This is a genomic window from Rhizobium sp. WYCCWR 11152 (assembly GCF_013087615.1).
GTDB classification, from domain to species: domain Bacteria; phylum Pseudomonadota; class Alphaproteobacteria; order Rhizobiales; family Rhizobiaceae; genus Rhizobium; species Rhizobium indicum.
Map to the genome: position 1 here is coordinate 272,275 of NZ_JABFCP010000009.1, position 20,372 is coordinate 292,646.

Consider the following 20,372-nt stretch of genomic DNA (forward strand, 5'->3'; position numbering starts at 1 on the left):
TGGCTACAGCAAAGGGGCTCGATGGAGTCACCTCAATCATACCGCTCGCGGAGCTTTGGAAACCGCTGCGAAAATGCCTGTCGAGCGGCGCTCCAACCTTCGAGATCGGGCTGATGTTTTGACTTGACCGTGTTGAGGACATCATATCCCGCTGCCTTCAGTTCCTCTGCTAAGGCCTTTTCTAGTGCCCCGACGATATCCCTAGTTGGCATGTGGAGCTTCATGAGATCAGCTCGGGAAAGACCCTCCCGTTTTTCCACCTCGTCGTACAGCGGGCCGAATGCGACGAGGTCAAAGGAAGCGCAGTCCTCCGCTTTGAGGCCTCGGTCGCTCAGGTGCCTCCTCAAAGCGTTCTGGTTCTTCGCAAAGCCAAGGTGTTGTCCCATCCTTGTGTAAGGAGCTGTCGCGTGCGGGCTAGAGTTGTCGCCTGTCCTACCCACATAGAGCAAATCTCCGTGAGGCGTCTCTACAACCCAAACGTAGAGCCAGAAACCCCGCCGCAGCATTGGCCCCGGCAGCGTAAGTGAGTGCATATGAGCTGTCATGAAGTCTTCCTTTGATCCAGACCGGGCCTCACTGCCTCGTCGCCGCCCCCGTGGCAAGGCAAGTTGACTCTTACCCGCGCTCTGAGAACAGCCGCACACCCGTCAACTCCGTAAGCTTCTCCACCAGCGCTTCCTGAAACCCAAGATCGCCAACCTCCGCCGCCGCATCCCGCCGCTGCCGATGATACCAATAACCACCGCTGACCTTCGCAGCCCCTTCATCGCTTACCGCAAGCCATGTCTGCGTAAGATGCCCCATCTCCAGGTCATCGGGCGCGCCGGCGCCGCCCATCTTTGTCGGCACCCAGCCGGGGTCCACCGCGTTGCTGAGAACATCCGGCCAATGGCGGGCGATGGCGGCGGCGAGGGTGGCGATGTAGAGCTTGCTTTCCGAATAGGCCTGGCTGGCGTTCCACGGCCGCTTCTTCCAGTCGATATCGTCAAGGGCGCTGCTGCCGCTGCGATGCATGCCGCTGCTGAGATAGACCAGGCGATCGGGGCGGGTGATCCAGGCGGTGAGCAGATAGGGGGCAAGCACATTCACCGCCAGCGTCTTGGCGTGGCCTTCCGGCGTTTCGCCGCGGCTCCGCTCGAGGTAGATGCCGGCATTGTGGATGACGGCGTCCATGCGGCCGATGGCGTTGACCTGCTCGGCGATCGATCGCGTTTCCGTGGCGCTGGCGAGATCGCCGATGACGATGCCGAGTGCCGCAGCCGAAATCTCTGATATGGCGGCGGCACGCTCCCTGGAGCGGGCATGCAGCACTACGTTATGGCCCTCCTTCATCAGGGTGCGTGCGGCGGCGAGCCCGAGGCCATCGGTGGAACCGGTGATGAAGATGCGGCTCATGCTGTCTCCATTCGCGGCGGTGGGGTAGGGCAGTCAAGCAGCTTTCGTTGGTTTGCTCAACGGAGGAGTTGCGGCATGGGTTCCCGCGTTCCGTTATCTCAGGACCTTGATCCACGGCTGTCTCGTTTGTGCGGATGCGTGCCCCTCACCCTAACCCTCTCCCCGTTCTGACGGGGAGAGGGGACGTGCCCTGCGAGAGGTTGGCGAGGAACGGAGAGGTTGCGGCATGTCCCTTCGCCCCGCAGGCGGGGAGAAGGTGGCGGCAGCCGGATGAGGGGCTGGTCTCGCCGCCCCATCACCCCCTCCGCCGCTCCGCCCCCGCCGCAATCGTCTGCACCAGCTCATCCACCTCCCGCGCCAGCCGCTCCAGCGGCAGGCCGACGAAGCGGCCTTCGAGGCTGATGCTGACGACGCCATGCACGGCGCCGAACAGGGTGCGGGCGCGGATGGCGCGGTCTTCGGGGGGCATGTCGGGCTGCAGTTCGGCCAGCGGTTCGGCGATCACATCCATCAGGAAGAGGTGCTCGTTAAGATGCCATTGCGGCGTCGGGCTGGTTTCCGGCGGGGAGTGTTCGAACAGCGCCTTCCAGAGGTTCCGGTGCTCGACGGCGAAGTTCAAGTAGCCCTGCGCCAGGTTGCGCAGCCGGTCGGTCGGCGGCCTGTCCTTGGTCTCGGGCAGGGTCAGCCTGGCCTCCAGCGCCTTCAGCGTCGCGGAGTTGACGTGGATGACGAGCTCGGCGAGGTCTGAAAAGACCGTGTAGAGGCCGCCAAGCGCGCAGCCGGCATCCTGGGTGATGTCGCGGGCTCTGAGGTTCGCCAGCCCGTCTTTGGCGATCCGCTCGCGCGCCGCCTCGATCAGCCGGGCCTTCAGGTCTTCGCGTTTTTCTTCTCGCCTACCGGCCATTAACCATTCCACTTCGATTTTTTGAACGTCGTTCAAAATTTATCTTGAACGACGTTCATGATTCTGGCATAACACCTCTCGTGAACAACGTTCATAAACCGGAGGAAGGAAATGTTCAAACTGATTTCCATTTTGTTGCGGGGCAGGGCGCATGATGCCGAACAGGCTTTCGCCGACTGCCACGCCGTGCCGCTGCTTTCCCAGCAGATCCGCGATGCCGCCCAATCGATCCAGTCGGCCCGCCGCAGCGTGGCGGTCGCGATCGCCCAGAACGAGCAGGAGAAGGTGCAGCACGGGACGATCGTTGCCCGCATCGCCGATCTCGAAATCCGCGCCTCCGCCGCCTTGGCGAAGGGCAATGACGGCCTGGCCCGCGAGGCGGCCGAGGCGATCGCCTATCTCGAAGCCGAGCGCGATGCATCGGAAAAGGCGCAAGCCCAGTTCACCGGAGCGATCGACAAGCTGAAGGGCATCGTCCGTGCCTCCGAGGCGCGGCTGCAGGAGCTGCAGCGCGGCGAGCGGCTGGCGCGTGCCACGCAAGAGGCGCAGAAGCTCGATGTCGCGGTCGCCGGCCCAGGCTTTGCCGCGCTCGACGATGCCGAAGAGACCCTGGCGCGCCTTCGCCTGCGCCAGAGCCAGAATGAACTGACGGCCGCAGCGCTGAAGGACATGGAAGGCGCCATCCGCCCGGCCGGCATCATCGAAAAGCTTGCCAATGCCGGCTTCGGCGCGCCGCTGCGCTCATCCGCCGATGATGTGCTGGCGCGGCTGAAGAGCCGCATCACGCCCGCTGCCTGAAATTGCATCCATCCAACCATTCATCCATCGAACATCAAGGATTACGACAATGAACGACAGTTTCCAGAAACATTCCGCAAGCTGGGTCAGCTTCTCCTACATCTCCTTCGGCTCGGCCGCCTTCATGCTGGCGCTCGGCCTCTACATGATGCCGCTCGATCTCTGGGGCAAAGGCTATCTCGCCATGGGCATTCTGATGCTGGTGCAGACCACGGTGAATATCACCAAGACGCTGCGCGACAATGCCGAATCCGAGAAGCTGATCCGCAAGGTCGAGGATGCCCGCACCGAGAAACTCCTGGTCAAGTTCAATCGTAACGATGAAGATTGATCTTGGTTAACCACAGCGCAGAGTTGTTATCGCATTCAACTTTTGCGTAACAACTCTGTGGCCTTCTCTGCCAGTCGAAAGAGGGACGAGCCCGTGCAACACAATCTGATGACCTCCAGGAAATTCGCGCCGCTGTTCTGGACCCAGTTCCTGACGGCCTTCAACGACAATTTCCTCAAGAACACCCTGGTGTTCCTCATTCTCTTCAAGATGTCGGCCAGTGAAGGCGCCGCCCTGGTGACGCTTGCCGGCGTCATCCTCATCGTGCCCTTCCTGCTGCTCTCCGCACTCGGTGGCGAACTCGCCGACAAGCACGACAAGGCGAAGATTGCCGAGCTGCTGAAACGCTGCGAGATCGCGGTCGCCGCCCTTGCGGTGGTCGGTCTCGCCTTTTCGTCCATCTTCGTGCTGATGGCGGCGCTGTTTGGCTTCGGCGTCGTCTCGGCGCTGTTCGGGCCGATCAAATACGGCATCCTGCCCGATCATCTCGAGCGCCGCGATCTGCCGAAGGCCAATGCCTGGATCGAGGGCGGCACCTTCATCGCCATTCTCGCCGGCACGATCATCGCCGCCTTCGCCTTCTCCGGCGGCGACAATGTGCTGATCTTCGGCACGATGATGATGGGGCTTTCGGTGCTCTGCTGGCTGGCCAGCCGGATGATCCCGCCCACCGGCTCCAAGGCGCCGGATCTGGAAATCGACCGCAATGTCATCCGCTCCAGCTACACCCTCGTCATGGAAATCCGTCAGGCCAAACGGCTGTGGCGTTCGGCGCTGATGAATTGCTGGTTCTGGCTGGTCGGCGCCTTCGTTCTCTCCATCCTGCCGACCATGGTGACCGAGCTGCTCGGCGGCTCCGAGCTTGTCGTGCCGGCCTATCTCACCGTCTTTGCCATCGCCGTCGCCGTCGGTTCTGCCATCGCCGCATGGATGTCGTCCGGCCGCATCGTGCTGCTGCCGGCCCCTGTCGGCACGGCGCTGCTTGGCCTCTTCAGCCTCGATCTCGCCTGGAACCTCTGGGGCTTGGCTTCGGCAAGCCACGCCACGACGATCGCCACCTTCTTCGCCGGTCAGAATACCATCCGTGTGGCCATCGATCTCGCCGGCATGGCGATAGCAGGCGCCTTCATCGCCGTGCCGACTTTCGCCGCCCTGCAGACCTGGGCGCATGAGGATCGCCGCGCCCGCGTCATCGGTGCGGCCAACGTGCTGTCTGCGCTGTTCATCACCGTCGGCCTCGGCTTGGTTGCCGCCGTCCAGGCGCTCGGCGCTTCCATTCCGGAGATCCTGATCGGCCTCGGCATCATCAATTTCGCCGTTGCCTGGCTGATGCTGAAGACGCTGCCGACCAATCCCTTCCGCGATTTCATCTCGATCCTGTTCCGCGCCTTTATGCGCCTCGAGGTCGAGGGTCTGGAGAATATCAAGAAGGCCGGCCGCGCGCCGATCATTGCGCTCAACCATGTCAGCCTGCTCGATGGCGCCTTGGCGCTTGCCATCACCGAGGAAGAGCCCACCTTTGCCGTCGATTACAAGATCGCCCAGGCCTGGTGGGTGCGCCCCTTCCTGAAGATGTGCAAATTCCTGCCGCTTGACCCGACAAAGCCGATGGCGACGCGTTCGCTGATCAAGGTGGTGCAGGACGGCAACCCGATCGGCATCTTCCCCGAAGGCCGCCTGACGGTGACCGGCACGCTGATGAAGGTCTATGATGGCGCCGCCATGGTCGCCGACAAGACCGGCTCGATGGTCGTGCCGGTGAAGATCGACGGGCTGGAGAAGAGCTATCTCTCCTATCTCGACAACGGCAAGATCCGTCGCCGGCTGTTCCCCAAGGTCAAGGTCACCATTCTCGAGCCGGTGAAGCTGGAAGTGCCGCCTGAGCTGAAAGGCCGCAAGCGCCGCACGGCGGCGGGTGCAGCACTTTATCAGGTGATGTCGAACCTGCTGTTCCAGACTGCCGATACCTCGTCCACCGTACTCGACCGCGTCATCCGCGCCGGCCATGAATTCGGCATGAAAAAGCTTGCCGTCGAGGATCCGGTCACCGGACGGCTGACCTATGGCAAGCTCCTGACCGGGGCTGCCGTGCTCGGCGCCAAATTTCGCGCCCGCTTCCCGGAACAGAACCTCGGCGTCATGCTGCCGAATGCCAATGGCGCCGCCGCCACGCTTCTCGGCGTCATGACCGCGGGCAAGGTGCCGGCGATGCTGAACTTCACCGCTGGTGCCGCCAATATCCTCTCCGCCTGCAAGGCCGCCGAAGTCAGGCATGTGCTGACCTCGCGTGCCTTCGTCACCCAGGCGAAGCTCGGGCCTGTCATCGCCGAGATGGAAAAGCAGGTGACGATCGTCTGGCTCGATGATCTCAGGGCCGAAATCTCACTCAAGGACAAGATCGTCGGGTATTTGCGCAAGGCGCGGCCGCTCGTCAAGCGCCAGCCGGATGATCCGGCGGTGATCCTTTTCACCTCGGGTTCCGAGGGCACGCCGAAGGGTGTGGTGCTGACCCACCGCAACATCCTGTCGAACGCCGCCCAGGCCGCCGCCCGCATCGATTTCCACAGCGGCGACAAGGTGTTCAACATCCTGCCGGTGTTCCATTCCTTCGGGCTGACGGCCGGCACCGTGCTACCGCTGATCTCGGGCGTGCCGGTCTATTTCTATCCGTCGCCGCTGCATTACCGCATCGTGCCGGAGCTGATCTATGCCTCCAACGCCACGATCATCTTCGGCACCGATACCTTCCTCAACGGCTATTCGAGGACGGCGCATCCTTACGACTTCCGCTCGATCCGCTACATCTTCTCCGGTGCCGAGCCGGTGAAGGCCGCAACCCGCCAGACCTATATGGAAAAATTCGGCCTGCGCATCCTGGAAGGCTACGGCGTCACCGAGACGGCGCCGGTGATTTCGATCAACACGCCGATGTACAACAAGTCGGGCACGGTCGGCAAAATCCTGCCGGGCATGGAATGGAAGCTCGAACCGGTGCCCGGCATCGATGAGGGCGGCCGGCTGCATGTGCGCGGCGCCAATGTCATGGCCGGTTATCTCCGCGCCGAAAAGCCCGGCGTGCTCGAGCCGCTGATCGACGGCTGGCACGATACCGGCGACATCGTCACCATCGACGAGGACGGTTTCGTCAAGATCCGCGGCCGCGCCAAACGCTTCGCCAAGATCGGCGGCGAAATGATCTCTCTCGCCGCCGTCGAGACGCTGGCCGCCGAACTCTGGCCCGGCGCTCTCTCGGTCGTCTCCTCGCTGCCCGACGCCAAGAAGGGCGAGCGCCTGGTGCTCCTGACCGACGCCCCCACCGCCACCCGCGCCGAATTCCTCGCCTTCGCCAAATCCAAGGGCGCCATGGACATGATGGTCCCAGCCGAGGTCAATATCGGCAAGGTGCCGGTGCTGGGTTCCGGCAAGGTGGATTTCGTCGCGGCGCGGAAGTTGGCGGAAGCTGCGGTGCAGGGGGAAGTGGCGGCGTGAGGACGTAGGGTTCGGGGTGCGTGTGGCACCCCCCTCTGCCCTGCCGGGCATCTCCCCCACAAGGGGGGAGATTGGCTGGGCGCACTGGCTTCCCCAAACAACTGGTGTCACAGCACGGCGAAACGGTAGATGGGTAGGAAGTTTAAGCCACTTGTGATCTCCCCACCTGTGGGGGAGATGCCCGGCAGGGCAGAGGGGGGTATCCACGTAACGCCCTGGCTATTCCGGCAGCGAGAGGCAAGCGTGGAATCGAGAGGTCGCGGTATGGTCCCTTCGCCCCGTTTACGGGGGTCCGAAGGACGGGTCGAGACCAGTGGCTCGTCCCCGGCAAAGGTGGCGGCAGCCGGATGAGGGGCCACCCTCGGTGCAAACCAGAAAGCAGCGGCCTCGCGCCGAGACGTCGTCAGCATTTTAACAGGCGGCACCCGGCCGCCTGTACGCGTCTCAACCAAACCGTCCGTTACTTCTGTTCGGGCGCCAAAAACTCTGCGCAATAGGACGGACCATTGACGCCGGGGATGTCGGCGACGGTGCGGATGTCGCGGATCGTGTAATCGGAGCTGGTGGTGATTTCGGCCTGGCAGCGCAGATAGGCGGTGCGGGCCGACGAAATCTGCTTGCCGCGCTTGCCATCGGCGCCTTCGGCATATTTCGCCGGAATGCGCACGGTCTTGTAGCCGCCGCGCCAGGTATAGACGGTGGTCGAGCCTTGCTCGCTGTCGCTGATCGGCGGCCCGTAGGCGGCAAAGAAGATGCCTGCCGATTTGCCGACCCAGCGGGCCTCGATCGGGTTGCCGGCGGAAGGTATGGTCGTGCATCCGGCAAGCGCAATTGCAAGCCCGGCCGCGGTCATGGTGCGGAAATTCATCGTGTCGTCCCTGATCTCAAGCGCATGGTTGCGAAGCCGCCCTCGTGAGCGGTTTCGCCTGTCCTGTCTGCCCTTTAGCGCGGAACCCGGCAAAAGAAAATTGCTCTCAAGAGACTTCCGTTCGATTTGCGGCAGGTGTGGCTTTTTGCTGCAGCCGCCACCGTCCGAGCCTGTCACAACCCCGTCAAAATTTCCGCCGGCTTTTTGGAATTTGGTGCTTGTGCAACCAGATAGGCTGTTCTATAGAAGCGCCGCTGGTCACGGAGTGTAGCGCAGTCTGGTAGCGCACCACGTTCGGGACGTGGGGGTCGAGTGTTCGAATCACTCCACTCCGACCAGCTAGAAACCCCGCTCCGGCGGGGTTTTTCGTTTCTGGCGCTGCTATGCCGATTTTTGCCCGGCAACGATTGATCATGACCTTCAATTTCACGACAAGGTCGATGAATTGACTCCTGGGCTGTCGCTCCACCATATCGCGGACATACGATGCTTAGTTCGTGGGCAAAGAGGTGCCGATCGCCGTAACGCAGTGATCGCTATTTCGGCGGCCCTATTCGGTGGATCGCCGACCCCGAACTGATCGTCAGAGGCCGGCAAGATAGTGAGCCATGGCAGCGATGTCGTCGGCCGACAAATTGCGCACCAAGGCCGTCATGCGGGGCATGTTCGGGCGCTTGTTATCGTGAAAGTCGGAGAGGGTTTTGATCAGGTAGTCCAGCTTCTGATTTGCGACGCGCGGCGTGTTGGCGTATCCGACGAAACCCTCCCGGTGGCATGAGGTGCACTTCTTCCCGACGTCGAGCGCTTGGAAGCGGGTAATGCTCGCTGCGCCGGCCGGCTCGCGGTAGGCGGGCCAGGGCAGTGCGGAGAAGTAGGCCGCAAGCGCCTTCATGTCGTCGTCGGAAAGATTCTTCGCGATCCGGCCCATGAGGTCGTCGGTGCGCGCTCCATTGCGATATTCCTGCAAAGCTATCAGCAAAGAGGACTCGTGCTGGCCGGCGATGATCGGCGTGTTCTTAACAGTCGGCAGACCTTTCCTACCGTGACACATCTGGCAAAGCTTGGCCTTCTGGGAGATTGCCGCCGGCGGTGGCGCAGCATTGTTCTGCGCTCCAGCCGGCAGCGGACCGAGGGCCACGAGAGCGGCGATGACGAACGGAGCGAGCGCGCTGCTGCAGGGCATGCGAGGCCTCCAGATCGGGGCTTGTGACGCTGATCTTATCAGGAGATGCAACCATTGGCGAGCGGACCCCCGTCGCCTCCGATTATGGCTGCGTTTTTATGAGTTCACGCCCTAGTTGACTTGGAGTCTTGTGGCATTTGCGACATAAGTCCGGGCTTTTTGCGGACATGATCAGCCGCAAAGGTCTGAATATATGGGAGGTCCACCAACGAAAGGGGCCGGGTGGGGCCATCGAATGGAACCAACCCCGGCCAGCGCCGTTGTACACGGGGGAGTCCAACCATGAGCAACGCCCGTCGGGCGCAAACGAGATGGTGATGGTCCTCCCAGGAGAACGCACATGGATCTCACAACCCTTCTCATCATCGTTGTGATACTTCTTTTGCTGGGCGGCGGCGGCTGGTACGGCAGGGGACGCTGGTATTAAACGACGGTCGACGCACGCATCACCGGGTTGACGAGCGCTCCGGCTAACTGAGCGCGGCGGGACGGCGCCGTCTCCGCGCCACTTATCATTGCTAACGGCGGGACTTAGGCGCAGGTGTTGAAACTTCCCCGACTCCGTAACGGACGGGGTCTTCGCCAACTTCCATCATGCCTTCGGCGAGAACGGACATGAGCTGTATACGGCGGTCCGGTCGCAGGAACGACAGTCCGCGTGCAATTGCGTCACGCCACGACTGACCGCGTTCCCACGCCTCGCAATAGGCCAGCGCAAGATCGGAATGGCGGCGCGTCGCGCCCATCGCTTCGAAAAGATGGGAGGCCTGCTGCACGTCCTTTTCGCGCTTGAGCACGCCATTGTCGTCGTTCTCACGCCGCGAGGCGACGATCAGCTTGTGAACTGCGTAGCGCTCCGGAGCGGGAACATTGACCGTAATGCCGCTCTTGTGAAGGATCACGGTCCTGATCGGGTTGTAGATGAGGTAATCGAGGAATCTGAGCGGTTCTGCCGAAATTCCTCCAAGGGCCGGCATATCGGCGGGTTTCTGCTGATTGTCGTCGCTGCCGGTATTCGGCGTCAGGAATTCGACCTTGTAGTTCTTCGCGTTCACGAACTGAGTCGAGCGCGTGGGATGGTTGAGATGCGGGACCTCCCGGAACGTCGGGTCCAGTTTTTCGAGAACCTCGCCAATGGGAGGGATGCTGTCGTTGACCGCCGTCGAGATCGAATGGAACTGGGCGAAGTCGGCATCGCTCGTCTGCATAAGCGACGCCGGCAGTCGAACGCCGAGAACGCCGGAATAGGTCTGGAATGCCACGGTTCCGACGAGAACCGCGCGCAGACGGAAGAGCCCGGCATTGGCAAGCGCCTCGATGACGTCGCCGGTAAACCTGGGCGGTGCGTTCATGCCGCCTTCTCTCGTCAGAGTGGCCACCATTCGCCGGCGGTTTCGGAGATCATCCTTGATCGCGCCGAAGTCGGTCACTCTTTTCGTAAGCTCCTCGTCATTCTTTGGCCCGACATAAGACCGTTTGACGCCGTCTTGGCCCGGATGATCGAAATACCAATATTCCTTGCCCTTCACGGGAACGGAGACGAACCGACCCTCCAGCGGGAACTCGGCGACAAAACGTCCATCCAGCGAACGCTGGCCGAGCTCGGCCAGCATGGTCTGGTACATCAAATCGATCTCACGGATGGGCACGGATTTTCTCCGGTTATAACTTTTCTGCAAAAAGATTATAACACCACGTTCAACCGAATAAAAGCTCGTCCTTCCTCGGTTATAATTTTTCTGCAGGAAAGTTATAGCCGAGGCATGGCTGAACAGGAACGGTACATCGGCTCCGCATGGATCAAGTTCGAGTCTGAACGATTGGCCCAACCAGACGCCGGCGGTCGAGCCTACTGGCTCGGAGCCCCAGCGCTCAACAGCGCCCGGACCAACGCCGCCTGGCTGCGTACGCCGGTTTTGTCGAAGATGCGCTGTAACTGGGTGCGCAACGTGTTGACACTGACCCCGAGCAGATCGGCGGCGGCGGCGAGGTCATGGCCATCGACGATCAGGCGCGCAAGCCGGGTCTGCGCCGGCGAGAGGCCGAAAACCTCCCGCGCACTCGCGATCCGGCGCACCAGCGTCTCGGCGTCGTCGAAGGAGACCAGCGCCTTGCCGTCCTCGAGCAGAACCCAGCAGTGGAGCGGAATCCCCGCTGCGTCTTCGCCGAGCGCCACCGCCCAGGCCTGCTTCGGCGCGATGTTCAGCGGCCTCTGGCTCTGCAGCTCGCGGAAGGCCAGGCGCACCGCCTCGCGCAGTGCTGCGTCGCGTTCGCGCTGCCGGGCACGAAGGCGGCCGGCAGCGGCGACGAGCCCGGGATGGCCAGGCATCCGCTCCCGCGCCAGCCGGTTCGTCCAGAGGATCCGTGCATCCGCGTCGACCTCGATCAGCGGGCAGTTCGCCTCCTCGACGCTGCTCTCCATCATCACCATGCAGCCGATCTTCCAGGCGCCGTCGATCCGCTGGAGGATCCGCAGCTGGCGCTTGCGATCTTCGCCGGTGTCGCTGCCGATCTGATCGAAGGTCATCCAGGCCATGTTGCCGTCGACGACGATGTTGACCTTTTCCCAGCGGACGCGCTCCGAAAAGGCGTGTTTCTCGGGGAAACGCTCGACGATCTTCTTGATCCGCGCGGCGATCGGGTCCCAGCCTTCGTCCACCCGGACGCCGAGCGAGGCGAAGTATTCCATCCGCCGGGTCTGCGGTGACTGCACCCAGTGGCTCGCCAGCGCCTCGAAGTCGCGCTGCAGCCAGGCCTCGGTTTCGGCGCGGATCACGGCCATGATCGCCGCCCGGTCAGCCTCGCTGTCGTCCATCGCGCGGTCCCCCGTGACAACGGATCGCAGCATAGCATGATCGCTCTGTCGGAGCATGGCGGCACCTCATGTGTGGATGACGTCGGCCAGAAACAGCGTCAGGCCGGCGGTCGCGGCAGTCAGCCCGAGGAGCCGAAACCTCAAGCGCGGCAGGGTGATCTGATTTCGGTAGTATCGGTCCTCGGCCGCGGCGCCCATCTGCGTGGGGCGGCGGCGGTTTGGCATATGCGCGGCGACGAGACTCTGAAGGTCCATTGTATTGCCTCCCGGTTCGGGCTTCATCTGCCGCATTCTCGCACGCATCCGAGCCCTGCTCTGTCATGCGGGCGGAGGACATCGGGCTCGGCGCCCGGCTGGCGAACAAAGAATCACTTCAACCGGAACGAGTCCCGCGGTGATTCGTTGAGTCGCGTATTTCCATCGTGAGGGGGATGCATCATGAGCAGGCGACGAAGGTTCAAGCCGGTGAAGATCACCATCAATGGCAAGGTGAGGACGGTCTATAATGTCGTTCAGGCGGGCAACACCTTGCTGAATGACTGGCCCGAGCAGACGCCGGCGGCCAAGGTGGCCGAACGGCTTGTGCTTGATGTGTTCAATGATGCGGCCGGGCCCGAGCAGGTGCGGCGGGCATTCATCACCGCGGCCAAGGCCAGCGACATCAAGTTCAGCTCCTGACCGGCGGTGTTGGCAACAACCCTGGCTCACTTCCATGATACCTGCTCCTGGTTTCGCAGATCCCGGGTTTTGAGCTGTGTCTCCATCCAGGCGGCCGAGACGATGGCCGCGAGGAAGCCGAAGGTGAGGCAGGCGATGGCCTGGGTCCGCCACGAGACGAAGGTGATCGGCGCCGGGGTGATGGGCTTTTGCGCGCATTCGCTGGGCGGGCAGGCGCAGCCGGAGAAGGCCTTGATCAGGCAATCGCTCATGCTGCACCGCCTTTCACCGTGTCAATGGCGGCGAGGATTTTCCGGTGAAGCGGGCAGCCGTGATCTTTGCTGCCGTCGAAGAAGCGTTCGGCCTCCACCAGCGCCTGCAGGAGATCGGGTGCTCCGGCGGTGAAGCGGGCTTTGGCGCGGGTCTTTTCGGCTGCCCCGGCCCGTCGGGCGGCTGGAAGGGAAGGGCTCTCGGTCGAAACAGGTGTAAGGTTGGCGGCAGGCATCTCCGTTCCCCTCAAGCGTAGAATTGATCGTTATTGGCGATGCCCATGATCTCGCGGGCATAACGGTAATGCTCCTCGACGGAAGCCGCCGCCCCGCGCAGCCAGGATGGGCCGCGGATCGAATGTTCGGGACGGCGCAGGAAGGTGAAGCCGAGCGCGCCCATGCGCTGGGCCTCGATCGCCATATAGGCGCGGCAGTCGCCGATCGTCTGCGCGCCATTCCAGCGGGCATCCCGCCTGCTTTCCTCGGTCTCGATCTTGCGAATGTGCTGCATCGCGATGTCCTCTCGCCCATTTGATCGGCTTGAGAGAAAGGGTATATATAATACCCCAATGCGTCAACAGTTAAAGGTATAAAAAATACCTCATCGATTGACGAGGTACGAATCGTAGGTCTATGTCTGGGGCCAGTGATTGGGCGACCGGGTGCAACTCCCGAGCTGACGAAGCCCAGCGGCGCGGGAAGCGAAAGTCCTTAAGTGCGCTGTCAGAAAATCAGGACGAGGGCGAAGCGAATGGCCCCTCTGGCACGTGTCCCATCCCGGCTCCGGCCTTCAGGACTTGGCCAATGCTCTCCCGGCTTCATGGGCTTTGCTCATGGGGTAGGGGGAAGCTTTGGCCGGAACCCTCCCTCACCAGCCTTCAGGAACCTTCTCTTCCTAAGCTGAAGAGAGAGGAATGAGAACTGAAGTTGGAGCATGATGCTACGAGAAAAAAGGAGGGCCGGCCATGCGCAACGAAATCGAAATCACCGACGAGGTGATCGAGGCGGGTCTGGATGCCATCCGGCAAGATTCAGAGCGAAATCCTAAAGACCATAGATCTCCCGCGCGGCGCTGAACGCCAGGAGAAACACCGCAAAGGTCACGATATAGAACCAGATTCTGCCTGCGCGCGATGTCGGTTTCAGCATCTTTTACCCATTGTAAGACGTTTGAATCATTGAGATATTCTTTAACGGACGACCTGACGTCGCGACGTTATCGGCAATCGCTTGCCCTCAGATCGAAACTCGACTGCCCATCCTTGAAGGCGTAGTTGTAGACGGCGAGTTCGGCCTCGCCCGAATCAAGCTTCGGCTTCCAGAAAGTGCACACGGACGAGGCAATGCCTGACTTCATAACGGCCCCATCCGTTAAAGGGAGGGAATCGCTCAGACGGTAAAAATATCGGACCGTCTTTCCCTCGACAGAGATGCGCTCAAGAGTGGTAATGGCGTCTATCTTCTGCGGCAGGTTAGCGTTCGCCTCGTCATTCTGAATTCTGGGAATGACGATCAGCTTGGTGACTTGGCTTGAACTGGCAAGAAACAGAACAACAATGATCGTTCTCGCGTTCGGAAATCGCTTGGCCGCCAGATGGCCGACAGCCGCGCCAATCGCCCCGAATATCCCCCCAACCAGGCCGTAAACAACCGGCGCCGGCCATGTTCCCATAAAAGCAAGCATTTCCCCTCCAATGTTATCTTCTGCTGATCTGCCCGGCAGCTTGGTGATGTGCGCACACGGGTGCCGGTAGTACACCCAAAAACGGTGAGATCGTCGAGCGCGCCCGGCATGGATCCTCACATCTCGATGATCGATCGGCGGACGCGGCCGACGATGGTGACGGCGCCCTGGAATTCCGGTGGCGGCACGTCCTCATAGGACGCCGGCTGGAAGGGCGGGTCGTCATTCGGGCGATAGCGCTTGTAGGTTGCGGCACCCGTCTCGTCGGCGACGACATAGAGCGCGTTCGGCGCCAGGCGCTTGTCGCGCAGATTGACGAAAATGATCGAGCCGGGCGGCGAGATCTTGTTCATCGAATTGCCTTCGACCTCGAGCGCGATCCATTCGCCATCGGGCAGATCGAGGGCGGCGACCGTCGGGAATTCCGAAAAATCGGTGATCGGCGCCTGCTCGCTCAGCTGCCCGGCGCTGACCCAGGAGATCTTCGGCACGTCGGCGACGGAGGCAGGCAGATCATCCGGATCGAGCGCGTTGCCGGTGCCGAACTGCAGCCAGTTGAGATTGACCTTGAAAGCGCGGGCATACTTCTTCGCGTCAGCAATGCCGAAGCCGTTGCGGCCGGATTCATGTGCCTTGTAGACATTGGCATTCCAGCCGAACCGATCGACGATCGCCTTCGGTCCGGCAAAGCCAGCATTCTTTCGGGCCATGACGAGGCGCTTTGCGCGTTCTTCGCGCTCAAATTGTTCCTGATCTTTCAACATGATATAAAAAATACCCTAAATTAAGGTATATGTCATGCCCTAATGTGCTTGACATCTGGGGTATTAATTGTACCCTAATCGCCATGACACGCACCGACATCATCAACAACGGACCAGCGTTGCCGACTGGGGAGACCATGGCATGAGGTTCACCATCTCAAGCGAAGAGCGGCTCGCCATGGACGTCATGCCGACCGGCGTCGTCATTCACCGGCCGCAAGGCCCAAGGGGAGGGCGGATGTCCGTGATATCAGTGCGCAACGAGGATATCCCGTTTCTCGCCAAGGCCCTGCAGCAGGTGCTGAACGCAAACCGGGAGGTGGAATCGCTATGACCATCTCCACCGCAACAGTCGCCCGCTACACCGGCTGCCCGAACTGCGGCAAGGCGCTGTCGATCGCCGAGGTGATCGAGCGCCACTGCGAAAATTGCGATCGGCCGATGCGCCCGGAAGAGATCAGCGAGACCATGATCTTGCCCGGCGCTCTGCCGATCACCCACCCCGATAGCCCAGCCCCTCCCTGACGGCTATCGGTGGCTGGCGTCGTCGCCCTCCCTCGGCGACGCCAGCATCCCCGGGCGCGGCAATGCCGTGCCCACCGGCGCGACGTTGTCGTGTCCGACCCAGGCGGCGGCCTGGCAGACGACCGGAGCCTTTGCTCGCGCAAGAGCCGGCTCCGGTCGTCATCGATGAATTTGAATCAAGCACGGGACGAGCCACCCGCTTCGGCGGGAACGGCGAGCCGCGTTCGAAATCGGAAAGAAGGATCATGCGATGAGCATCCAGGCCGAGGCCGCGCCAGCGCAGCAAAGCACTCACATGAACGCGCTCGAACTCTTCCGCACCGGCCGGGACTACATCGAAATCGCCACGCTCCTCGGGACGTCGGTGCCGTCTGTGGAAAAAGAGATCCACCGGCTTCGAAGTGTGGAAAAGGGCGACACCGCCCAGCAGGACCATGCCGGCGAGATCAGGCGGTTTCCCCGCCGCACCGCGAGGCCCGGCGCCCCGGTCAATTTTGCCCGGCGGGCAACGGAGGCTGCGGGTTTGAGGCCAACCATTCATGCGGCCGTGGCGGCCGCGAGCGGGAAAGGGACATCGCATGGGTAAGGACACGGTGAATGAGGAGATCATGGAGATCCTCCGCCCGGTGCTGGGCGAGGAACTGGCGGCAGCGATCATCGAGCATCGCAAGCGCACGCTGAAAAAGCCGCTGACGGCTTATGCCGCCAGGATGCAGGCCAGGGAATATCTCATGACCGGCGATCCGGTCGGCGCCGCCGAGATGCAGATCTTCCGCGGCTGGCAGGCGATCAAATGCGACTGGTACCTCAAGGAGAAGGCGAGGGAGGCCGGGTCGATCAACAGCATCACGAGAAGGACAGCAGTGGATGCCGCACGAGATTTCCCCTCTGGTGAAGATCATTTCGGGGATGCTTTCTGGCTTCCCGGCATCCGCAGGCACTGATCCCGACATGCAGATCCGCGCCTATCTCGTCGCCGTCGAGGGTCTGCCGGCAGAGGCGGTCTGGCGGGCCGCCAAACGCTTCATCTCCGGAAAGGTCAGTGACCACAACCGCGCCTTTGCCCCGAGCTCGGCGAGCTTTGCCGAGGAATGCCGGCAGCAGCAGGCGGCGATCGAGGCCGAGCGCCGGCCGCGCCTGGAGGCGGAGCCCGAGGTGCTGCAGCCGAAAGTGCCGGCCTACAAGATGCAGCTGCTGAAGGCAGCGGCCAACGGCAGCCGCAACGCCAAGCGGGAGCTCGCCCGGATGTTTCCCGACAACCCGATCATCGCCCGCGCCGCGCGGGACGCACAGGAGGCCACCAATTGACCATCACCTTTTGGACGGAAGACAAGATCGTCAAGGCGGAAAAGCTCTGGAAGGAAGGGCTGTCGGCGAGAGAGATCGCCAACCTGTTCGGCTCGAAAAAGAACACCGTCATCAACATGGCGCACCGCAACCGCGACAGGTTCCCCTCCAGGCAGGACACCTGGCATCCGCAGCCGAAGGCGAGCCCGCCCGTCGATCCGATCCGCCACCCCGACCGCGTGACGCGTGTGACCCTGTCGGGCGCCCATGTGACGATGCCGCGCGTGCCGTGCATCGATGGGCCTGCAGAGCCATGAGCAACGTCACCCCACGCGAAACCGAAGTGATCCGCTGGATGGCGGAGGGCAAGACCGCCGCCGAGATCGGCACCATTCTCGGCATCTCGCCGATCACCGTGAACACCCACATTGCCAACGCCAAGATGAAGCTCGGCGTCTTCAAGGAAACGGCGCTGGTCGCCGCGGCACTCAGAAACGGCATCATTCGATAGAAGGACCATCAGCATGGGCGGCAAAGCCACCAAGGTGAAGACAGGACGGACAAACAAGGGCGCCGGCCGTCCGCGCAAGGAGAATGTCGAGCGTTTTCCCTGCGGCAAGATCAAGCCCTTCGAAACCGAGAAGGAGAATATCAGCGTGGCGATATCGGCCCGCCGGCGCATCCACGGCTTCGGTCGGACGGTTGATGACGAGACGGTCAAGAGCCCCTTTGCCGGCTACACCCTCGGCCGCATGTTCCTCGACGGCCTGATCACCGCCGAGCAGCGCCAGGCCGGCGACGACTATGCCGAGGCAATCGCCCGCTACCACAAGACCACAGGCATCCCCGCCCCGAGCCCGAGAGCGCAATCGCTCTTTACCGTCAAAGGCCACGAAGGCGAAGTCACCGAAACCTTCGCCGACCGCGCCCGCAAAGCCAGCAACCGCATGATGGCACTGCAAGGCATCCTGCTGCGCTGCCCGGACGGACCGCAGGTCAGGAGCACGGTCTATAACGTCACGGTGATGGACTATGAACACTTGCGGCAGATGCCGCCGCAGCAGTTGCTGTGGCTGCGGAGGGGATTGACGGCGTTGCGGGGGGCGAGGGCTGGGTGATGGAGTGGCTCAAGCCGGGGGTCAAAATTGCCACGCCTAAACACAGGCGATCGGATTGACAGAAGATTAGCGGTTCGCACATACCTGCAGGGCCTGTTCTAACAGGGATATTGACGGATCCACCGTGAAATTGACGTTGCTGCAAGTTTTGAGGACATTGTGGGCGCAGGGGAGCAAGTGCCAAACACATGTCGTTCTCAAGGGACATAAGGAAGCAAGACTGTGATCTACGAGCTCAGAATTTACGACTGCCTGCCCGGCCGATTGCCCGCGCTGCTCAACCGCTTTGCCGAACATACGCTGGCAATATGGGACAAGCACGGCATCAAGCAGGCGGGTTTCTTCACCACAATCGTGGGCGAAAGCAGCCAGCGTCTCACCTATCTGATCGCCTGGGAATCGCTAGCTGATCGCGAGGTGAAATGGAAAGCTTTCACCACTGATCCTGCATGGCTTAAGGCCCGCGACGAGTCAGAGCGCGACGGGCAAATCCTCTCCAATATCTCTAGCCAGCTCTTGTCACCGACCGCCTTTTCGGCAGTAAAGTAAGACACCACCGATCCCCGCTTGCCGCCAGTCGGAATTCCACCCGATCTGGTCATCCGCGGAAGCGATGAAGAACGGCAGCTCCTAGAACAGGATGATTTTAGGCCCGGTCGGCCTAAAATCTGAATCCTGTTCTAAATTAAATAGTTGGAGCATGATGTCGTCCGAAAACCGACCACACTTTTCGGCATCATGCTCTAGGATATCGCCAACGCTGCCCGAACGGCCGGAATGGGGCGCTTCGCCGACGGCTCTTCATCACCGTCGGCAAAATCGCTTAGGTCAGATCTCAGTGGCTTCGGAGAGCGAAAGCGCGCCTGCACCAGATGCCGCCGCCGCTGTTCTCGTGGGCGAGCAGGGGGCTTGCGGCCGGGCGAGGGCCGGTTGACGCCGGAGCTGCTCGGCCCGGCGCTCATCCGCGCGGGCGCTGAATAAGGTCCATCGCATGGTCTTCCATCCAGGCGACCTCAAGCATCCCCTCGTCAAGCACACCACGGCTGGCCAATTCCATCTCCCAGGCGGAGCCTGCTGCAGCAAGGTTGCGCATATGTTGCTGCATTTGCCGAACCCGTTCGATTCCGGCCTGCATGATGCCGATCTCCGGCTCTATCCCGTAGGCATCGAGTAATAATTGAAAGCGCCGGGCTTTCTCGCGGACGCCCGTTTGCAAGCCATGCGCCTCGCATTTCTCGTCACGCCAGAACGGCACCCAGCGCCAGGCAACAAAGCCGAGGTCCCAGGCGCGCGGTCCCGGCGCTGCCGCGTCCCAATCGATGAAAGCCACGGGGAGCCCTGCTTGGAAGACCGTATTCCACGGCGTCAAGTCATTGTGGCAGACCGTTTCGACAGGGTGGCGGGCGTCAAGACGCCATTCGCGATCCTTCCATAAGAAGCTGGCTGCAGCATCGTGGTAGGAACGCAGCAATTGTCCCAGGCGCTCGAGGACGCTGTCGCGCCAGACATAATCCGGGAGACGGAGGTCGAAGCGACCGCCTTTATCGGGAAGGAAGCCTTCGCCATTGCCGACGTCACCTTCGATATAGGTGAGGACTTCCCGGCCCTGGTCATCGAGGCCCAGCGCACGCGGAGACCCATCATATCCCTGGCGCTCGACGTGCCGCAGCAGGTCGAGAACCGCGGGAGACCACGCGCGTCCGCCACGCCGCACCGTTTCGCCTATGCGCACGACGTTCGAATCCTTGCCGCCGATAAGAGGAATTTCTGGCTCGTCCATAGCCTAGCTTATGCGCGGCCGAACTGACGGGTCAACGGAGAAGATACCCGCAAAGGCGAGGAGCGTCGAACCGACGTCATCGATGATCGCAGCAAGCAAGTGCCGCGAAAGCCCGGACCCCCGCGCTATCCGGTTCATGGCGGGAACTGCCCCTCACCCTAACCCTCTCCCCGTAAAAACGGGGCGAGGGGACGTGCCCAACGCAGCGTCAAGATTGAGGAAGCCGGTGCGGCATGTCCCTTCGCCCCGCGCGCGGGGAGAAGGTGGCGGCAGCCGGATGAGGGGCAGGCTGCGATCTATGTGCGGGATTGCCGCATGACATGGGATCCGCTGCTCGCGTCCAAAACGCAGCGGGTCTAAGACCGGTTGACCGCCCCCGAGCTACTCGGCCCACCGCCGTTCAAAGAACTTTGTCCTGGCGCCCAGATAAATGAGCGCGAGCAAGAGGCCGATGCCGACATAGCGACTTTAGCGACGTCGGATGGTCCCTTTTCGTTGCCGCTCC

At 62.0% G+C, this 20,372-nt stretch carries 26 protein-coding genes, 1 tRNA gene and 1 pseudogene; 14 read left to right on the forward strand and 14 right to left on the reverse strand.

Annotated elements, in window-relative coordinates; translation table 11 throughout:
* Window positions 1-32 precede the first annotated feature (32 nt).
* The 3 genes from G9X67_RS16400 to G9X67_RS16410 all read right to left on the reverse strand — a co-directional run bounded on the left by G9X67_RS16400 (window position 33) and on the right by G9X67_RS16410 (window position 2,299).
* Window positions 33-545, reverse strand: coding sequence for a hypothetical protein (locus tag G9X67_RS16400; protein ID WP_171599194.1), 513 nt, complete (start codon window positions 543-545; stop codon window positions 33-35).
* A 70-nt stretch (window positions 546-615) separates the two neighbouring features.
* Window positions 616-1,395 (reverse strand): SDR family NAD(P)-dependent oxidoreductase, encoded by a 780-nt coding sequence (locus tag G9X67_RS16405; protein ID WP_171599195.1) that lies wholly within the window; start codon window positions 1,393-1,395, stop codon window positions 616-618.
* A gap of 295 nt (window positions 1,396-1,690) precedes the next feature.
* Entirely contained in the window at window positions 1,691-2,299 is a 609-nt protein-coding gene (locus G9X67_RS16410; protein ID WP_171599196.1) for a TetR/AcrR family transcriptional regulator, read from the reverse strand.
* A 111-nt stretch (window positions 2,300-2,410) separates the two neighbouring features.
* Here G9X67_RS16410 and G9X67_RS16415 point away from each other — a divergent pair, with 111 nt between their 5' ends.
* From G9X67_RS16415 to G9X67_RS16425, 3 genes are all read left to right on the forward strand, one after another.
* On the forward strand, window positions 2,411-3,097 hold the full coding sequence (locus G9X67_RS16415; RefSeq protein WP_171599197.1) for a PspA/IM30 family protein: 687 nt from the start codon (window positions 2,411-2,413) through the stop codon (window positions 3,095-3,097).
* A gap of 49 nt (window positions 3,098-3,146) precedes the next feature.
* A complete protein-coding gene (locus G9X67_RS16420; RefSeq protein WP_003546080.1) occupies window positions 3,147-3,428 on the forward strand; it encodes a YiaA/YiaB family inner membrane protein in 282 nt (93 codons plus the stop codon).
* A 93-nt stretch (window positions 3,429-3,521) separates the two neighbouring features.
* Window positions 3,522-6,917, forward strand: coding sequence for an acyl-[ACP]--phospholipid O-acyltransferase (locus tag G9X67_RS16425; RefSeq protein WP_171599198.1), 3,396 nt, complete (start codon window positions 3,522-3,524; stop codon window positions 6,915-6,917).
* 460 nt (window positions 6,918-7,377) lie between these two features.
* On the opposite strand, the gene G9X67_RS16430 is transcribed toward G9X67_RS16425, so the two are convergent.
* A complete protein-coding gene (locus G9X67_RS16430; RefSeq protein ID WP_024323212.1) occupies window positions 7,378-7,785 on the reverse strand; it encodes a hypothetical protein in 408 nt (135 codons plus the stop codon).
* Window positions 7,786-8,046: 261 nt separating this feature from the next.
* On the opposite strand from G9X67_RS16430, the gene G9X67_RS16435 reads away from it, so the two are divergent.
* Window positions 8,047-8,123, forward strand: a tRNA-Pro gene (locus G9X67_RS16435).
* Window positions 8,124-8,368: 245 nt separating this feature from the next.
* Here the strand turns inward: G9X67_RS16435 and G9X67_RS16440 are convergent.
* The 4 genes from G9X67_RS16440 to G9X67_RS16455 all read right to left on the reverse strand — a co-directional run bounded on the left by G9X67_RS16440 (window position 8,369) and on the right by G9X67_RS16455 (window position 12,038).
* The gene (locus tag G9X67_RS16440; RefSeq protein ID WP_171599199.1) at window positions 8,369-8,968 is read right to left on the reverse strand and encodes a c-type cytochrome; all 600 of its coding nucleotides are present in this window, start codon (window positions 8,966-8,968) and stop codon (window positions 8,369-8,371) included.
* A gap of 518 nt (window positions 8,969-9,486) precedes the next feature.
* Window positions 9,487-10,611, reverse strand: a complete 1,125-nt coding sequence (locus G9X67_RS16445) for a GSU2403 family nucleotidyltransferase fold protein (protein WP_246799858.1) — start codon at window positions 10,609-10,611, stop codon at window positions 9,487-9,489.
* A 206-nt stretch (window positions 10,612-10,817) separates the two neighbouring features.
* Complete coding sequence (locus G9X67_RS16450; protein ID WP_138328751.1) at window positions 10,818-11,840, reverse strand: LuxR family transcriptional regulator; 1,023 nt, start codon at window positions 11,838-11,840, stop codon at window positions 10,818-10,820.
* 9 nt (window positions 11,841-11,849) lie between these two features.
* Window positions 11,850-12,038, reverse strand: coding sequence for a hypothetical protein (locus tag G9X67_RS16455; RefSeq protein ID WP_171599200.1), 189 nt, complete (start codon window positions 12,036-12,038; stop codon window positions 11,850-11,852).
* A gap of 183 nt (window positions 12,039-12,221) precedes the next feature.
* On the opposite strand from G9X67_RS16455, the gene G9X67_RS16460 reads away from it, so the two are divergent.
* Window positions 12,222-12,461, forward strand: coding sequence for a DUF982 domain-containing protein (locus G9X67_RS16460; protein WP_012756410.1), 240 nt, complete (start codon window positions 12,222-12,224; stop codon window positions 12,459-12,461).
* A gap of 26 nt (window positions 12,462-12,487) precedes the next feature.
* Here G9X67_RS16460 and G9X67_RS16465 read toward each other — a convergent pair whose 3' ends face one another.
* The 5 genes from G9X67_RS16465 to G9X67_RS16485 form a co-directional block, all read right to left on the reverse strand.
* Window positions 12,488-12,712 (reverse strand): hypothetical protein, encoded by a 225-nt coding sequence (locus G9X67_RS16465; protein ID WP_138328749.1) that lies wholly within the window; start codon window positions 12,710-12,712, stop codon window positions 12,488-12,490.
* Window positions 12,709-12,945: a hypothetical protein gene (locus G9X67_RS16470; RefSeq protein WP_171599201.1), complete on the reverse strand. Its 237-nt coding sequence runs from the start codon at window positions 12,943-12,945 to the stop codon at window positions 12,709-12,711. The genes G9X67_RS16465 and G9X67_RS16470 overlap by 4 nt, the downstream gene beginning before the upstream one ends.
* Window positions 12,946-12,956: 11 nt before the next feature.
* Window positions 12,957-13,220 (reverse strand): hypothetical protein, encoded by a 264-nt coding sequence (locus G9X67_RS16475; protein ID WP_171599202.1) that lies wholly within the window; start codon window positions 13,218-13,220, stop codon window positions 12,957-12,959.
* 705 nt (window positions 13,221-13,925) lie between these two features.
* Window positions 13,926-14,393: a hypothetical protein gene (locus G9X67_RS16480; protein ID WP_138328746.1), complete on the reverse strand. Its 468-nt coding sequence runs from the start codon at window positions 14,391-14,393 to the stop codon at window positions 13,926-13,928.
* Between the two features lie 116 nt (window positions 14,394-14,509).
* Window positions 14,510-15,157, reverse strand: coding sequence for a S24 family peptidase (locus G9X67_RS16485; RefSeq protein WP_171599203.1), 648 nt, complete (start codon window positions 15,155-15,157; stop codon window positions 14,510-14,512).
* Window positions 15,158-15,299: 142 nt separating this feature from the next.
* On the opposite strand from G9X67_RS16485, the gene G9X67_RS16490 reads away from it, so the two are divergent.
* The 9 genes and pseudogenes from G9X67_RS16490 to G9X67_RS16530 all read left to right on the forward strand — a co-directional run bounded on the left by G9X67_RS16490 (window position 15,300) and on the right by G9X67_RS16530 (window position 18,636).
* On the forward strand, window positions 15,300-15,491 hold the full coding sequence (locus tag G9X67_RS16490) for a hypothetical protein (RefSeq protein ID WP_003557274.1): 192 nt from the start codon (window positions 15,300-15,302) through the stop codon (window positions 15,489-15,491).
* On the forward strand, window positions 15,488-15,682 hold the full coding sequence (locus G9X67_RS16495; protein ID WP_171599204.1) for a hypothetical protein: 195 nt from the start codon (window positions 15,488-15,490) through the stop codon (window positions 15,680-15,682). Before G9X67_RS16490 ends, G9X67_RS16495 begins: the two co-directional genes overlap by 4 nt.
* A gap of 250 nt (window positions 15,683-15,932) precedes the next feature.
* Window positions 15,933-16,209 (forward strand): annotated as a pseudogene (locus tag G9X67_RS16500) (sigma-70 family RNA polymerase sigma factor).
* Between the two features lie 51 nt (window positions 16,210-16,260).
* On the forward strand, window positions 16,261-16,626 hold the full coding sequence (locus G9X67_RS16505) for a hypothetical protein (protein WP_171599205.1): 366 nt from the start codon (window positions 16,261-16,263) through the stop codon (window positions 16,624-16,626).
* Window positions 16,592-16,990: a hypothetical protein gene (locus tag G9X67_RS16510; RefSeq protein ID WP_171599494.1), complete on the forward strand. Its 399-nt coding sequence runs from the start codon at window positions 16,592-16,594 to the stop codon at window positions 16,988-16,990. The genes G9X67_RS16505 and G9X67_RS16510 overlap by 35 nt, the downstream gene beginning before the upstream one ends.
* Window positions 16,987-17,286 carry a GcrA family cell cycle regulator gene (locus tag G9X67_RS16515; protein WP_171599206.1) on the forward strand — a complete coding sequence of 100 codons (300 nt, stop codon included), beginning with the start codon at window positions 16,987-16,989 and terminating at the stop codon, window positions 17,284-17,286. The genes G9X67_RS16510 and G9X67_RS16515 overlap by 4 nt, the downstream gene beginning before the upstream one ends.
* On the forward strand, window positions 17,283-17,480 hold the full coding sequence (locus G9X67_RS16520) for a helix-turn-helix transcriptional regulator (RefSeq protein WP_171599207.1): 198 nt from the start codon (window positions 17,283-17,285) through the stop codon (window positions 17,478-17,480). The genes G9X67_RS16515 and G9X67_RS16520 overlap by 4 nt, the downstream gene beginning before the upstream one ends.
* A gap of 13 nt (window positions 17,481-17,493) precedes the next feature.
* The gene (locus G9X67_RS16525; RefSeq protein ID WP_171599208.1) at window positions 17,494-18,087 is read left to right on the forward strand and encodes a hypothetical protein; all 594 of its coding nucleotides are present in this window, start codon (window positions 17,494-17,496) and stop codon (window positions 18,085-18,087) included.
* Window positions 18,088-18,309: 222 nt separating this feature from the next.
* Window positions 18,310-18,636: an NIPSNAP family protein gene (locus tag G9X67_RS16530; RefSeq protein ID WP_027685646.1), complete on the forward strand. Its 327-nt coding sequence runs from the start codon at window positions 18,310-18,312 to the stop codon at window positions 18,634-18,636.
* Window positions 18,637-19,045: 409 nt separating this feature from the next.
* Here G9X67_RS16530 and G9X67_RS16535 read toward each other — a convergent pair whose 3' ends face one another.
* A complete protein-coding gene (locus G9X67_RS16535; RefSeq protein WP_171599209.1) occupies window positions 19,046-19,867 on the reverse strand; it encodes a phosphotransferase in 822 nt (273 codons plus the stop codon).
* Window positions 19,868-20,372: the final 505 nt, after the last annotated feature.

What these genes read in the sequence shown, in the direction of transcription:
- G9X67_RS16400 (WP_171599194.1), bottom strand. Translation starts at nt 545, where the DNA reads ATGACAGCTCATATGCACTCACTTACGCTGCCGGGGCCAATGCTGCGG.
- G9X67_RS16405 (WP_171599195.1), bottom strand. Translation starts at nt 1,395, where the DNA reads ATGAGCCGCATCTTCATCACCGGTTCCACCGATGGCCTCGGGCTCGCC.
- G9X67_RS16410 (WP_171599196.1), bottom strand. Translation starts at nt 2,299, where the DNA reads ATGGCCGGTAGGCGAGAAGAAAAACGCGAAGACCTGAAGGCCCGGCTG.
- G9X67_RS16415 (WP_171599197.1), top strand. Translation starts at nt 2,411, where the DNA reads ATGTTCAAACTGATTTCCATTTTGTTGCGGGGCAGGGCGCATGATGCC.
- G9X67_RS16420 (WP_003546080.1), top strand. Translation starts at nt 3,147, where the DNA reads ATGAACGACAGTTTCCAGAAACATTCCGCAAGCTGGGTCAGCTTCTCC.
- G9X67_RS16430 (WP_024323212.1), bottom strand. Translation starts at nt 7,785, where the DNA reads ATGAATTTCCGCACCATGACCGCGGCCGGGCTTGCAATTGCGCTTGCC.
- G9X67_RS16440 (WP_171599199.1), bottom strand. Translation starts at nt 8,968, where the DNA reads ATGCCCTGCAGCAGCGCGCTCGCTCCGTTCGTCATCGCCGCTCTCGTG.
- G9X67_RS16450 (WP_138328751.1), bottom strand. Translation starts at nt 11,840, where the DNA reads ATGCTCCGACAGAGCGATCATGCTATGCTGCGATCCGTTGTCACGGGG.
- G9X67_RS16455 (WP_171599200.1), bottom strand. Translation starts at nt 12,038, where the DNA reads ATGGACCTTCAGAGTCTCGTCGCCGCGCATATGCCAAACCGCCGCCGC.
- G9X67_RS16460 (WP_012756410.1), top strand. Translation starts at nt 12,222, where the DNA reads ATGAGCAGGCGACGAAGGTTCAAGCCGGTGAAGATCACCATCAATGGC.
- G9X67_RS16465 (WP_138328749.1), bottom strand. Translation starts at nt 12,712, where the DNA reads ATGAGCGATTGCCTGATCAAGGCCTTCTCCGGCTGCGCCTGCCCGCCC.
- G9X67_RS16470 (WP_171599201.1), bottom strand. Translation starts at nt 12,945, where the DNA reads ATGCCTGCCGCCAACCTTACACCTGTTTCGACCGAGAGCCCTTCCCTT.
- G9X67_RS16475 (WP_171599202.1), bottom strand. Translation starts at nt 13,220, where the DNA reads ATGCAGCACATTCGCAAGATCGAGACCGAGGAAAGCAGGCGGGATGCC.
- G9X67_RS16480 (WP_138328746.1), bottom strand. Translation starts at nt 14,393, where the DNA reads ATGCTTGCTTTTATGGGAACATGGCCGGCGCCGGTTGTTTACGGCCTG.
- G9X67_RS16485 (WP_171599203.1), bottom strand. Translation starts at nt 15,157, where the DNA reads ATGTTGAAAGATCAGGAACAATTTGAGCGCGAAGAACGCGCAAAGCGC.
- G9X67_RS16490 (WP_003557274.1), top strand. Translation starts at nt 15,300, where the DNA reads ATGAGGTTCACCATCTCAAGCGAAGAGCGGCTCGCCATGGACGTCATG.
- G9X67_RS16495 (WP_171599204.1), top strand. Translation starts at nt 15,488, where the DNA reads ATGACCATCTCCACCGCAACAGTCGCCCGCTACACCGGCTGCCCGAAC.
- G9X67_RS16505 (WP_171599205.1), top strand. Translation starts at nt 16,261, where the DNA reads ATGGGTAAGGACACGGTGAATGAGGAGATCATGGAGATCCTCCGCCCG.
- G9X67_RS16510 (WP_171599494.1), top strand. Translation starts at nt 16,592, where the DNA reads ATGCTTTCTGGCTTCCCGGCATCCGCAGGCACTGATCCCGACATGCAG.
- G9X67_RS16520 (WP_171599207.1), top strand. Translation starts at nt 17,283, where the DNA reads ATGAGCAACGTCACCCCACGCGAAACCGAAGTGATCCGCTGGATGGCG.
- G9X67_RS16525 (WP_171599208.1), top strand. Translation starts at nt 17,494, where the DNA reads ATGGGCGGCAAAGCCACCAAGGTGAAGACAGGACGGACAAACAAGGGC.
- G9X67_RS16535 (WP_171599209.1), bottom strand. Translation starts at nt 19,867, where the DNA reads ATGGACGAGCCAGAAATTCCTCTTATCGGCGGCAAGGATTCGAACGTC.